Origin of the sequence: Mycobacterium sp. D16R24 (genome assembly GCF_002013385.1) — a bacterium.
Lineage (GTDB): Bacteria > Actinomycetota > Actinomycetes > Mycobacteriales > Mycobacteriaceae > Mycobacterium.
This window is the reverse complement of record NZ_MAEV01000013.1, coordinates 24551-37304: the sequence shown is the minus strand read 5'-3', so window position 1 is coordinate 37304 and position 12754 is coordinate 24551. Positions and strand designations below refer to the sequence as shown.

Genomic DNA, 12754 nt, shown 5'->3' with positions numbered 1-12754 from the left:
CCGGTGAGATAGCAACGGGCACAAGCTAAAAGATCTCATGCACATTGCTCTCTCAGGCTCCGTTCACCGAATATTCGCACTCGTGTTGAGATCTACCCGATCGGAATCGCCCACTTTTTCGGTTTGCCGACCTAGGCTGGTTTGACCGTCTACCATCCTGCGGCGGTAGCAAAACCACCTACGAAAGGCGCAACACAGTGGCGGACACACTTACCGAAGGCCAGAAGCTGGAAGCCGGTCAGAGCATCACGTCGAACAATGGCGCGTACTCCCTGACGCTTCAGCAAGACGGCAACCTGGTGCTCTCCGAGTACGACACCGTCGTGTGGGCCACCGGAACCAATGGCACCAGCCCGGAGCGCGCCGAGGTGCAGAGCGACGGCAACTTCGTTCTGTACGCAGACGGAAAGCCGGTCTGGCACAGCGACACCGAGGGCAAGGACAACGTGCGGCTGGTGCTGCAGGATGACCGTAACCTGGTGCTGTACTCGGGCGATACCCCCGCCTGGGCCACCGCCACCACGAGCGACACCCCGCCGGTTCCGCCGGCCGCCCCCGCCGAGGAAGCCCCCGCCGAAGAGCCTGCCGCGACTGCTCCTGCCGCCGCAGAGCCCGAGGCACCGGCCGCTCCGGAGCCCCGCACGTACACCGTTGTCTCGGGTGACACGCTGTGGGCCATCGCGGAGCGCTTCTACGGTGATGGCAACCAGTACCAGAAGATTGCCGACGCGAGCGGGGTCGCCAACCCTGATCTGATTCAGCCGGGTCAGGTTCTGACCATCCCGGAGTAGTCACGCCGGCTCAAGTAGGCAGCGTGATGTAAGCCTCTTGGCCCCATCGGCCCCGTCGGGTTAACCCCCGGCGGGGCCGATGTCGTTCTATTCCCGTAAGTAGCCGTCCGGGTGGTGGAACCAATTGATGCGCGGGACGCGCGCCGGATCAATATGCGCGGGCGGAATCCACCACGTACAGCCGTCGGGGCCGCGTATGGCCCGCCAGTGATGGTCCTGAGGCCCCAGCAGCTTGTGATGCCCCTCGCAGCCGAGCGCGAGGGCGTCCACGTCGGTCTTACCGCCGCGGGCCCACTCGTCCATGTGGTGCACCTGACAGTGATACGCGGGCCGATCGCATCCCGGGTACGTGCAGCCACGATCCTTGGCGATCAACACGATTCGCTGGTCCTCGCTGGCAACGCGTTTTGCTCGCCCCAGATGCAGCGCGCGCCCGTCGTCGTCGAAGACGGTCAGGTAATGGTGGGCGTGACTGGCCATCCGGATGAGATCGGTGATGGGCAGCAGTGAGCCTCCGCCGGTTACCCCGTGGCCAGCCCCTGTTTCGAGCTCCCGCAGTGTTGTGGTGACGACCGCCGTCACCGGCAGTCCGCGATGACGGCCTAGCTCGCCCGATGACAACACAGACCGGCACATCGCCTTGAGCGCGTCGTGCTGACGTTGGGCGAGCGAGCGCGCATCGCGCCGCGCGGTATCGGGATCGCCATCTACGCAAGGTGTTTCGCCCTCGGGGTTGCACACACCGGGAGCCGCGTACTTGGCGAAGATCGCGTCGAGGTAGGAGCGCAGTTCGGGGTCCAGGTCGAATGTCCCGGGCGTCATGAGATCCAGACCTTGACGTCCCATCCGGAACCCTCGTCGTCGGGCTCGATCGGCATCGCCGGTGAGGCTGCCGTCGGGATCCAGATAGGCCAGGAGCCTGTCCGCGGCCTTGCGTAGCTCGTCCGGCCGGAGTGTTCCCGCGAGCCCGGCAAGCTGCTTCTCGGCGGCAGCTCGGGTTACCGCATCAACGGCGTGGGGGAGTCGGTCCCAGAACTGCCGGATGACCGCAATGTGATCGTGTCCGGCGACACCGGCCTGTTGCGCCACAGCAGTCGCCGCAAGCACGGGCTCGATCGGTTCGCCGCTCAGGGAAGCGGTGGGGGCCAGTTCCGCGGCATCCCGGATGCGCCGGCGCGCATCCGAACGGGTGATCCGCAACGTGTCAGCAAGGATTTCAGCCAGGTTGACCCCACCGAACTGCCCCGGAACATGCTCGGACACCAGCTCATTGACGATCGGATGAGTCGCGGAAGGGATCCGACGCACGAGGGCCTCGACGCCGCGAAGAACGGCGAGACGATCGCCCTGCGTCAGAGTCTGGGCATCGAGTTCCGCCAGCGCGTCGACGGCATGGGCCAGCCCCGCAAGGACCTGACCTGCGTCGACATCCACCATCGAACTCATGTTCGAATGATAGGACGCCACTCCGACAAATAGTCGCCAAATGTTGTGGATGATCTTGTTGTGGCACAAGTGATTTGTGGTATCCCGCACCGTTGGCCGGAATCCGAGTTCAGGATCTCGCCGGACCTACGGTAGGCTTCCGTCTGCTGCTCATAGCGGCGGCGGGCTGTGGCGCAGCTTGGTAGCGCACTTGACTGGGGGTCAAGTGGTCGCAGGTTCAAATCCTGTCAGCCCGACCAAGAAAGTAGGCTTTGACGTGCGAAGATTCTCGCCGTGAGTCTCCCATCGACCGGGCGTCTGGGACCAGACTGGGACCAGATGGTGTATGTGCAGCGATCGGCTGAGTAGACAGCGGAGCTGCTGGTCGGTGTTCACCCCAGGTTAAATCCTGGAGCGGCCTGCACCGGACGGGAACCAATAGTCAGTTCCAGGACACGGAAGCGGAACCACCGGGAAGTGTCGGATGCGGGTGGAATCATGAGGTTCATGGAGGCAGCGGCGGGCGACGAGGACGGTCGGGAGTCCACCACGAGCTGGACGAACCCATGGATCGCCGAGTACAAGCGGCGCCAGGCGATGCTGACGGAGATGCGGCCGTTCGAGGTGATCGTGATGATGCGCGATCTCAATCTGACCTCGTACGCATTCAGTAAGAACGCTGAGGAGCTACAGGCCCACGTCCTGCGCTACCCCGAGATTGGCCATAGTCAGCCATTCAACCCGGACGTCGGCGACCCGTTCGGCATCGAGCTAGCTCGACTCCTCGCGAATTTGCTCGCCTCCGTGAAGTCGCTTATCTCAGGTCAGCGCGCAGTTCTGCGTGACATCTGGCCCAAGCTCGGCAAGGAGCTCTCTGGGTTCGAGCAAGGTGAGTACACCACCAAGCGCCTGGCAGTGTTCGAAGCGGACGAGGCCAAACTTCTAGAAGAGCTCCGCAATTACTCTCAGCATCGATTCCTTCCTTACTTGAACCCGGCGTGGCAGTTCTCACAGTCGGTGCCAGCGGCAGAGTTCCAATTTCGGTTGCATGTCAAGCCACTTCTGAAGTGGGACAGTTTGACGGCAGTGGTTCGTAAATACCTTGAGAAACACGGCGATTCGATTGATCTGATTCCGATCATCGGTCGCTACACGGCTGCCGTACGCGAGTTCTACAAATGGTTCTGGCTCAAGGTGGAAGAAACGATGAAGTCAGAGCGCGTCGAGTACGACGCCCACGTTGCCGAGCTGATGGTGTACGGCGAAGAGGTATTCCTCGGGCCGGATTGGATTCGTGAGGTTGGTGGGGAACCGCCACCCGGTTGGAACGGCGTGCGGTGGCGGCGCCGGTCACTCGCCGAGATCCGCCAGCGACGATGGGCACTCGGGCACAAGTCGTTCCGAGGGATAATCGTCGATGGCCAGGGCGTGGCCGTGGTCGGGGACCACCCATGGACACAGATCCTGCTCCATGTTCCGTGAGGAACAACGCTACGGATCGCGCAGTAGAGCTTGCGTCGGTTTCCATTCGGAATGCAAGTTGTTGGGAGGGGAAAGAATTGACTTGGGGTGACTGGTTCCGTGAGTTGACTACAGGCCCGGTCATGGGCGCTGTATTCGCCCTCGGTGGTGTCTGGCTCACTCGATGGACGACACGCTCAGAGGGAGCGGCGAACCGAGCTGACAAGCGAGCCGATCAGCTACGCGAGGAAGTCGCTACCGTGCTATCGGAACGACCGAAAATGATTGACTCGCAACGCGAGCTGTTCGACGCAACGATGACGCATCGTGAGCAGACCGCGCGGAATGACCCGCCACCTGCCGAGAGATCTTCGCGGCTAATGGATGTCAGGCAGAAGCACATCGTCCTCTGCGACAAGATCAAGCACGAGGTCATCACAGCCGAGCTGCTTACCAGCAATTCCGAGGTTGAAGCCGCGCTGAAGACGATCAGGCGCGCCGCTGAGAACTGGAACGGACCAATGCAGGCCGCGCATCGTGGAGGCGAGGTCGACGAGTTCGACAGGTTCGAGAAGCTCCAAACAGACCTCGCCAATGCCTTCGATTCTCTTGAGAGCGCAACGCAGTCCTTGACTGCGATCGCCTTCAAAGCGCCGAAGTAACTAAATTAAGCTGGCTTCCGAACAGATCGACCACGTTTGTTTGGTAGGTCGGATGGCAAGGTCGATGATATCGACTCTGGGACAACGGGATCGGTACCTACACCACGCGCAGATTGCGCCCGACGTTAGACGAGAGATGCCGCGTCAGCAACTCACCGGCATCGGCGACGGACTGCCGATCGGGATGCAGGTACCGCTGAGTGGTCGTGATGCTCCCGTGGCCGGCGATCTTGCGGAGACTGTGCAGTGGGACGCCGGCATCGGCCATCCATGTCAGTCCCGTGTGCCGAAGGCCGTGGCGCGTCAGGTGCTCGTAGCCCAGCTTGGTCACCACCTCATCCCAAGAGGTCGCGTCACGCAGGGTGGCGGTGGTGATGCGGCCGCCCCGCGGGCCGGTGAATAGCCGGGCATCTGGTTCTCCGTCGGCTACTTCGATCCGACCCAGAATGATGTCGTGGATGGATTCGATCAGCGGCACCTGACGTGCTCGCCGGCCCTTGGTGTTTTTGTCGACCAGGCCCCCACCAGATGCGGTGGTGGCGCCGTGCGTGAGTTCGCCGGGGGATGGGGTCGTCTGGCGGCACACGGTCCAGATCCAGTTTTCGGTGTCGATGTCGCGAACGAGACAGCCGGAGACTTCACCGATGCGCGCAGCGGTGCAGCCCTCGAAGATGACGGCGTCCCCCCAGCCCTGGTACTTGTCTGCCGAGTTTGCGACCAATGCGTCAGCGAGGGTCACCAGTGCGGACCAGTCCGGCAGCGCCAGGGATCGCGGGTCGTCTAGCTCATCCTCGGCGAGCTTGTACTCGCGCTGCCAGCCGCTGATCCGAGCCGGGTTCCGATCGATGATCCCGTCGCGGAGCGCTTGCTCCATGACCCGAACCAGCACCGCGAGACTGTTCTTAACGGTTGAACGGCTGCAATCGTCGGCGATCCAAGCGTGCACTGCCCGGTCAACTGCCCCGTTGGTGATCATGGTTACGGGTAGGTGGCCGAGCGATGGCACGACGCGCTTGCGCCACCCGGCGAGGTACGGATCGGTGGTCTTGCCTTCCAGGCCACGAAGCGCCAGTTTCATGTTGGTCGTGCCGTACTCTGAGAGAGTGGTCGTCGCCGTGTTTGGGTCGATGCCGCGACCGGCGGATTGACGCATGCGGTTGATCCAGTCTTCGGCGGCTTCCCGCATAGTGAACGTCTCAGACTTGGAGACTCGCTTCTTGACGGCCGGATCGACCCATCGGACACGTGCACGGTATGCCCCGCCGGGGCGCTCCTCGATGTCAGCAGCTAGCGAAATCCCCAGTGGTAGAGCGACTTTGTCAACCATCACGCCACCTCACCAGGATCGACGCGCCGACTGGCGAGCCACATCTCAACGTCGTCCGAGTTGTACATGAACACCCGATCAGATACTTGAACGAATGCCGGACCCTGCGGCGGTCGTGCGGTTCGCCAACGCCGGATGGTCGAGGCGTCCACGTGGACGAGTTCGGCAAGCTCGTTGCTACTGTACCAACGCCCATCTAGCAGCATCCTCGGTTCACGCCCCTTCCTTCAACGCGCTACGCCCGGTAAGGCGCTGCTCACGAGCACGAGTAGAAGCCGAAATGACCAGCAGGCGGTCACCGAGGTTCTCGTATCCCGAGCGTTCGAACTCCCACATCAGTTGCTGGACCGTGGCGGCTTCCGGATGTGATCCTGCCCGCTCCCGCCGCCAGTCAGCGCGATGCTCGCGCAGGGCCTTCATGGTCGTCGAGAACTGTCGCGACTTGCTTGTCACGTGCCCTCGGAAGCCCAGTGTGTGCAGCCAGAGGGTCATCTCCTGATATTGCTCGTCGCGGGCGACGGAAACGATCGTCTGGAGTATTCGGCGAAAGTGATCCGTCACATCGAGCTGATCGATTCCTTCCTCGCTGAGACGCCGGGCATCGATACCGTGGTCTGTCACGGACTTGGTCACGTACTTGGCGAGATAGCCGGCAACACGGCGGTTGTGGACGTCGGCGTCGGAGCCGACTGTGCCTGCCCCGCTGATGGACTTGATGTCCAGTTGCTCGCCGAAGCGCAGAACGACGTCTTTGCGTATCGCCAGCTTGGTATCGACCGTTGCCCGCCTTACCAATTCGACGAAGTCGGCCATATCGAGACTGGGTTCCGGGGGAGAAGGTTGTTCTCCCGGAGGTGAAGCCGCATCGAGGCGGATGACGGCGTGGAAGTGAGGGACGCCGCGGCGTTGTAGCTCAACGACTTTGACGAAGGACGGCCTCGTGCCTTTGGGGTCGGCGCCGCGCGTTCTGAGTGCTTGGCTGAGCGACCGGCGGAGGCGGATGGTGAATCGACGCCAGAGTTCGGGAGCGTGCCAGGCAAAGAGAACGTGCCCTACGTAGTCGTAACACTCGCTGCACAGCGGCTGACCCAGGGCGGGATCGTCCAGGCTGTGGGTGCAGTTGCATCGGATGATGCGCTCGTGTGCGCACTTTTTACCTTGCTGGTTCCCCGGATGGCAGGTTCCGTTGCGCCGTGTCGTGTGAACAGCGCCGAAGCTCGGGGCGGTGAGCGTGACGAACAACTGTGGGTGATCGGCGACCGTACCGGGAATACCATGATGTCCGCCGTTGAGGCCGGCGTGGATCATTTGCCAAATGTCGCGGGCGTACAGATCAGAGCATGACGGGCACGCCGTAGCGCGGCGGTTATTGCACCTGGTCAGGACGTGATGCTGCCTGCCGAACTCGTCGGAGGCCTTTAAGCGGATTGGGCTCGCGCAGAATCCGCATCTCTCCGCGGTATCCCACCATGTGTCGAAACTCGGCGCCGCCGCCCGTCGCACCATCTGTGTCAGTACGGCGGAGCTATCGACCCCGGCCGGTGCATCCGGCAGCGACGGAATGTCCGACACCGAGCTATTCACCGTGCCGCTTTCCGATCGAAGGTCGGAAATGCTCGGCGAGATAGTCGATATCAGCGTCAGTGACATGGAAAGCACGCACCCTGATGGGTTCGGCACGCCCGTCCTGGCAGACATATGCCACGCCGGCAGTCGCCGTCGATATCTCGTCGCAGAGCGCCCCTGCGTCACGGGCCGCGGCACCCAACACCATGGCGGTCTGAGTGGCCTCGGTCATCCGCATCCCGATCCGTATGGAGAACAACTGCCGGATCGGTAACACGTCCTTCGACGGATCTTGTACTGCCGCGACCACCGAGACCCCGACAGCCCGGCCCTGAGAGAGCAACAGCCCGAGGAGTTGTTCGACTTCGGAACGAACTTTGCGATCGCCGATATAGGCAGTCAGCGAGGCGATCTCATCTACGACGACGACGATCAGGGGCGCCGAGCTAGATGGAGCATGCAAGCGCGTATGGCCGCGAAGCCGTTGGGCCCTCTGTTGCATGACCTGAGTCGCCGCCCGCAGTAGCGCCAGTGTGTGCTCGCCGTTGTCGTAGGCGAATCCGGCGAACAATCGCTGTCCGCGGCCAAACTCCATGCCGCCCTTGGGATCGACTACCAACAGACGCACTGTCCCTGCACGTATGCCTGGCGCGAGTCCGGAGATGAGCGACCAGAGAACTGATCCCTTACCCGCGCCGGTAGCGCCAGCCACCAGAATGTGATGTCCGAAGACGGGAATACTCCAACGCTTTCCGGACTCGATGATGCCGATATCGATGTTCGTGAGGTCAGCATGGGATTCATGGCTCGGTCGTCGTAGCCGAACGACACCAGCCAGGGCATCGCGGTGATGCACGGTGATGTTGACCTCGCCGGGTCTGCGGGAACGAATCGTCACCCGCTCAGCTCGGAAGGCTTCGGCGAGCGCAAGCGTCTTGTTCTGCCAGTCGGCGACCGACTGCCCGACCAGAATCCGAACGACCGCGACGTCACAAATCGCACCAATCGATACCGACCGGAGCGTCGGCACCAGCGTGCGGCCGGCCATCGAGGCCGTCAGACCGTGCAACGTGCAGATGGCCTCCCAGCGGCGGCGGTAAATCCACCAAGTCCGCCATCGCGACCGCATCCTGGCGGTGGTCCATTCGTTGAATGACTCGGGCGAGAGGTAGGCCCACGCCGCCAGAGTTGTCCCTGACGCGACGGCGACGAGCAATCCCAGGATCGGTGCGTACTGAATTCCAACCCAGAAGCTCACGAGCAAGGGAAGGCTGATCATCGGAAACAGGACCGACCACCAGATGAGGATCCCGAGTCCCTTCGCCAGGCCCGTGACGATCAGCGTGAGGGTCTCGTCCCAGTCGGATTCGGTGCTGTTCGAGGTGTTCGGCTTACGGGTGCTTGAGGAATCAAACATTGCAGTCTCCTTCGAGAACCGGGGACTGCATCACGACATGGCGGCCCCGTGATGCAGTCCCCGACCCAACTTGGTTAGGCGGCCGTCTTGCCCGGACCGACTGGCGTTCCTGAGGAAGGGGCCGTCCTCGGTGGGGAGACCACCCCCGATAGAGGTGCACCGGTCGCGCGAATGGCATCCGCCCGATAGGCGACACCGCTGCGGCCGTCCTGGTTCCACGGGGACGCGATGAGACCGTCAACCTGAACGGGCTGGGCAACGCTCACGCCTGGGTCGCCGGCAACGGTGACGGCGATGACCTCGGCACCCGAGACATCGAGGGCCATCAGTTGCACCTGCCATAGCGGCTGGCCCGTCTCGCGGTCGATTCGCGGCTGTCCCGTGTCGAAAGCGAGGCGCTGCTCCGGCGTCCGCGTGCAGACGAACGACACCCCAGTTGTGTCAATCTTGAGTTTCATCAGATTTGCTCCTGACCTGTGACTTGTTTCACGTGGCAATCGCCACCAGCTCAGAACACCAGTGCGCTGCCGGCGGTGGGAGAGAGCTATAGGGAGACAGGGGGACACCAAATTCGCGAGCAAAGGCGCAGCTAGGAGGCCGCTGAACAAGGGGGTTTGGGGCGGTGTCCTTGAACGGGCCGGTGCGACGAAACTCAGGCGGGTGACCGTATGGGTGGTTCGATCGGGGACCTGAGGACCGTTGCTGGTCCCTGAATTGTGGTGTCGGTGTCCGGTGGGGTCCGGAGATGTGTGCGGTTGAGCCCGATGAGGGGTCTTTCAGACTGTTTGGGGGGCCAGAACCCAGACTCCTGCCGTGCGCGTGAGCCCGCGCCCGATGAGATTGCGCAGATTGAGCCCTGCGGTGCGGCGGGTCAGCCACGCGTGGTTCTTGACGGTGCCACGGTAGCGCAGTTTGAGGCGGCGACCGCCTCGGCTGGCGATCTGGGAGACGACTCGTTCCACGTTGGGCCGGTACTTGCGGTACCTCTCCCGTAAGTCGGAGTCGGCGGCCCAGTCGTGGCGGGCTGCGCGCAGCAGGCTATCTCGTTGGTGCAGAACAATTTTGCGGCCGGTCTTGGACTTCGTGCACTGTTCGCGCAGCGGGCAGTGGGCGCACAGCGCGCCGAAACTCGCCACCCGGGTACCGCTGATCGGTCGGGTGTGACCGGCCGGGCAGCTCACCGCGCCGACCTGCTCATCGAACGATGAAGTCGTCCACGGTGAACCCGTCCTCGACCGGAGATTGCAGCGGCTTGGGCTTGAGCACCGCGGCATGCCCGGCCTCGCCGATTGCGTAACGGAAATCGCCTGTGCCGTAAGCAGAATCGCCGTACCACTCGCACGTCTCGTCGCGCCCGGTGTTGTCGATACCGCTACCGTGCGCGGCCGTATCGTTGCCGCCCGCCACGTCGGCTGCGGGTGTGGTGTGGGCGGCCAGGAACTGCTCAGCCACCGCCGCGTCGGAGTTCGCCGGCCCAGCGGCCATGGTCAACGCCTCATCGGTGATGATCCCGGTCTCCGGTTCGGCCACCACATGCCCCCGATATCCGTCCCGGCGCGCCTGCGGTGACTTGCGGGTGTGCCGGGCTTGGGGGTCGACTTGCGAGATCACCCGATCGGGGGCGACCTTACGGGCGATGCGCCACTGCCCATCGGTCCCATCCGACCCCTGCGCCGGTTCGACATCCTGGCCGGCGACCAACGCCAACATCGCCAACGCCGCGGCCACCGACTCCTCGGCCGCCACGTCCTCATCGATCCCGGCCAGTGCCTGCAACAGCGCATGGGCATCGTTGACCAGCGCCGAGACCAACGCATCCTTGGCGCCGGCCTCGTCCCAGTCGATCACCGGCTTACCCGCACGGCTGTAGTCATGGCCGGTGCACACCACCCCGATCGCCTCGGCCCCGCCCGGCACGATCCGCCCGACCCGGCGGATCGCCGCGATCAGCTGCGTGATGGTGTCCTGGGTGGCGACCGCATCGGCCAAAATCGTGGAATCCACCGCACGCTTACCGCGGCCACGCAGCACCCCGGTCTCGGCGACCACCGCGCGGACCGCCTCGTTGATCCGGTGCGGCCGCTCCGACTTGGCCAGCCGTTTACGCCAGTACACCAACGTTGTCGGGTCGAAACCCTGGTGATCCAACGCCATCCCGGTCGCGACCTTCCACCGCAGATCGCAGCGGGCCGCTTCGGCGGTCTCACGATCCGACAAATCGTGCAGCGTCTGCAGCACCAGAATCGACGCCATCACCGACGCCGGGATCGAGGGCCGCCCCTTCCCGGACGGGAACAAGTCCTCGAACTCGTTGTCAGGAAACAGATCCTGACGATGACCCGCCAGGAACGCGAACATACTGCCCTCGGCCACCAGATGACCGACCAGCGCCTCCGCGTCCAACAGCTCACGATCCGCCCGCTCAACACCCTGCACGAACCCATTATCGCAGCTCAAGGCATATTCCCTAGAGGGCGCGCCGATTGTTCAGCGGCCTCCTGATATGGGGAGCAGTTTGTCAAGCAGGCAGGGTGAAGCGGCGGCCGCAACCGTCGTTGGGGCCGCCGCTTCGTTGACCGGATGAGTCTTCAGAGGGTGGCGAGCGTGTCGTGTCGACGCGTGTCAAGTCTGATATACGCGGGTTGGTTTCCGCAGGACGGGACTTTCGAGTCGGAGTGGACCGCTTGTCTAGAGATCGAGCGTGATCAGCTGCGTTGCAACATGATTGCTCATAGGAGGGCCGCGGGTCACTCCCAGACGCTTGCCGTCACCCTTGTTGATCTCATCCGGACAGTTGTGGGGGTGTCAGTCGTCGAGGACGGCCAACGACCAGCACCAGCCGGCCAGTTCACGGGCGATCGCGGCATTGGCGACCACGGAGCGTTTCTTGCGTTCGTCGAAGCGGAGCCACCGGTCGTGCAGGCGCCGGTTGGCGGCCTGGCCGCGTGCCCGGGCTGCGGGGCTGGCCTGGTCCCACCGCCGCCGCAGATGGAGTCCGGGCCGATACGGCGGCCGGTGATGCCAGGCCGCCTCGACCAGCAGCCGGCGGGCATGGCCGTTGCCGGTCTTGGTGACCCCGCCCTGAGACCGCGAAGCACCCGAGGAGTACTCGGTGGGCACCAGCCCCAGGTAGGCGCCGATGGATCGACCGGAGAGTCGAGACCAGTCGCCGATCTCGACGGCCAACCCGAACGCGGTCAGCGTCGAGACCCCACGCAGGCACCCCAGCCGGGTCACCACCGGGGTGAACACCGAATCGGCAGCCATCGCGGTGATCGCCTCATCAAGGCGGTTCCGGCGGTCCACGCAGGCCAGCATCGCGTCGAAAGCACTGTCGTAGGCCAGTTGCAATCCCGGGGTGTCGAACCGATGCTGACGCAACCACAATTAATGCTTGCCGGTCCAGGCGGTGCCACCGTAGTAGACGATCCCGTGTCGCAGAAGGAATTTCGACAGCCGGTGCCGCACCGACATCAGATCCCCGCGGCAGTCCTCGCGAGCCCGGACCAGATCCCGGGCAGCCTCCTGGACCACCGAAGGAATCGCCACCGCCACAATCTGACCCAGGTGCAGCAACCGGGCCAAATGCCGGGCATCACGAGCATCGGTCTTGACCCGATCCCCCGACGGGCGTTGCAGTTTCGACGGCGCCGCCACCGCACAATCGATCCCCGACAAGATCAACGCCCGCGCCAACCCGAACCCGGTCGGACCGGCCTCATAGGTCACCGCCACCGGTGCCGGCAGTGATCGCACCCATTCCAGGATCTCTCGGTGATCCGGAGTCAACCGGGGCTCGAAGAGCTCACCGGTTTCACTATCCAATCCACACGCCACCACCGATCGCGCGTGCACATCCAACCCGATACTCGTACGCTGATGCTTCACTGGGGCCTCCCACATCTTGTGGCTCTACCGGCCAGGACCCGTTTCCTGTCGGACAACCCACGTTCACATGTGAGCGAGGCCCCAGCCCCCCATACCGTCTAGTTGTCCGGTTCATCAGGCAAAATCGCTATGTGGTCGACGCCGCAGCTTCACGACCGATGAGCGCACAGCGACTGCGTGCTGCGCGGCTCGAATGGGGCTGGAGTCAGAACGACCT

9 protein-coding genes, 1 tRNA gene and 2 pseudogenes are annotated in these 12754 nt (G+C 63.6%); 4 read left to right on the top strand and 8 right to left on the bottom strand.

What is annotated here, in order from left to right; all coding sequences use genetic code 11:
- The first annotated feature begins 197 nt into the window (after positions 1 to 197).
- Complete coding sequence (locus B4383_RS11615) at positions 198 to 791, top strand: LysM peptidoglycan-binding domain-containing protein (RefSeq protein ID WP_078293935.1); 594 nt, start codon at positions 198 to 200, stop codon at positions 789 to 791.
- 87 nt (positions 792 to 878) lie between these two features.
- Here the strand turns inward: B4383_RS11615 and B4383_RS11610 are convergent, their stop codons facing one another.
- Entirely contained in the window at positions 879 to 2237 is a 1359-nt protein-coding gene (locus B4383_RS11610) for an HNH endonuclease signature motif containing protein (RefSeq protein ID WP_078293952.1), read from the bottom strand.
- Between the two features lie 162 nt (positions 2238 to 2399).
- On the opposite strand from B4383_RS11610, the gene B4383_RS11605 reads away from it, so the two are divergent.
- The 3 genes from B4383_RS11605 (at position 2400) to B4383_RS11595 (ending at position 4339) form a co-directional block, all read left to right on the top strand.
- A tRNA-Pro gene (locus B4383_RS11605) sits at positions 2400 to 2476 on the top strand.
- A 238-nt stretch (positions 2477 to 2714) separates the two neighbouring features.
- Positions 2715 to 3698 carry a hypothetical protein gene (locus B4383_RS11600; RefSeq protein WP_139360709.1) on the top strand — a complete coding sequence of 328 codons (984 nt, stop codon included), beginning with the start codon at positions 2715 to 2717 and terminating at the stop codon, positions 3696 to 3698.
- Between the two features lie 260 nt (positions 3699 to 3958).
- On the top strand, positions 3959 to 4339 hold the full coding sequence (locus B4383_RS11595) for a hypothetical protein (protein WP_139360708.1): 381 nt from the start codon (positions 3959 to 3961) through the stop codon (positions 4337 to 4339).
- A gap of 97 nt (positions 4340 to 4436) precedes the next feature.
- Here the strand turns inward: B4383_RS11595 and B4383_RS11590 are convergent, their stop codons facing one another.
- From B4383_RS11590 to B4383_RS11560, 7 genes and pseudogenes are all read right to left on the bottom strand, one after another.
- On the bottom strand, positions 4437 to 5666 hold the full coding sequence (locus tag B4383_RS11590) for a site-specific integrase (RefSeq protein ID WP_078293929.1): 1230 nt from the start codon (positions 5664 to 5666) through the stop codon (positions 4437 to 4439).
- Positions 5666 to 5872, bottom strand: a complete 207-nt coding sequence (locus tag B4383_RS27415; RefSeq protein ID WP_078293927.1) for a helix-turn-helix domain-containing protein — start codon at positions 5870 to 5872, stop codon at positions 5666 to 5668. Before B4383_RS27415 ends, B4383_RS11590 begins: the two co-directional genes overlap by 1 nt.
- 7 nt (positions 5873 to 5879) lie before the next feature.
- The gene (locus B4383_RS11580; protein WP_286150731.1) at positions 5880 to 7316 is read right to left on the bottom strand and encodes a replication initiator; all 1437 of its coding nucleotides are present in this window, start codon (positions 7314 to 7316) and stop codon (positions 5880 to 5882) included.
- On the bottom strand, positions 7243 to 8649 hold the full coding sequence (locus tag B4383_RS11575; protein WP_078293923.1) for an FtsK/SpoIIIE domain-containing protein: 1407 nt from the start codon (positions 8647 to 8649) through the stop codon (positions 7243 to 7245). Before B4383_RS11575 ends, B4383_RS11580 begins: the two co-directional genes overlap by 74 nt.
- Before the next feature lie 74 nt (positions 8650 to 8723).
- Positions 8724 to 9107 (bottom strand): hypothetical protein, encoded by a 384-nt coding sequence (locus tag B4383_RS11570; RefSeq protein ID WP_078293920.1) that lies wholly within the window; start codon positions 9105 to 9107, stop codon positions 8724 to 8726.
- 318 nt (positions 9108 to 9425) lie between these two features.
- Positions 9426 to 11085, bottom strand: a pseudogene (locus B4383_RS11565) (IS1182 family transposase).
- A 369-nt stretch (positions 11086 to 11454) separates the two neighbouring features.
- A pseudogene (locus B4383_RS11560) lies at positions 11455 to 12552 on the bottom strand (IS110 family transposase).
- Positions 12553 to 12754: the final 202 nt, after the last annotated feature.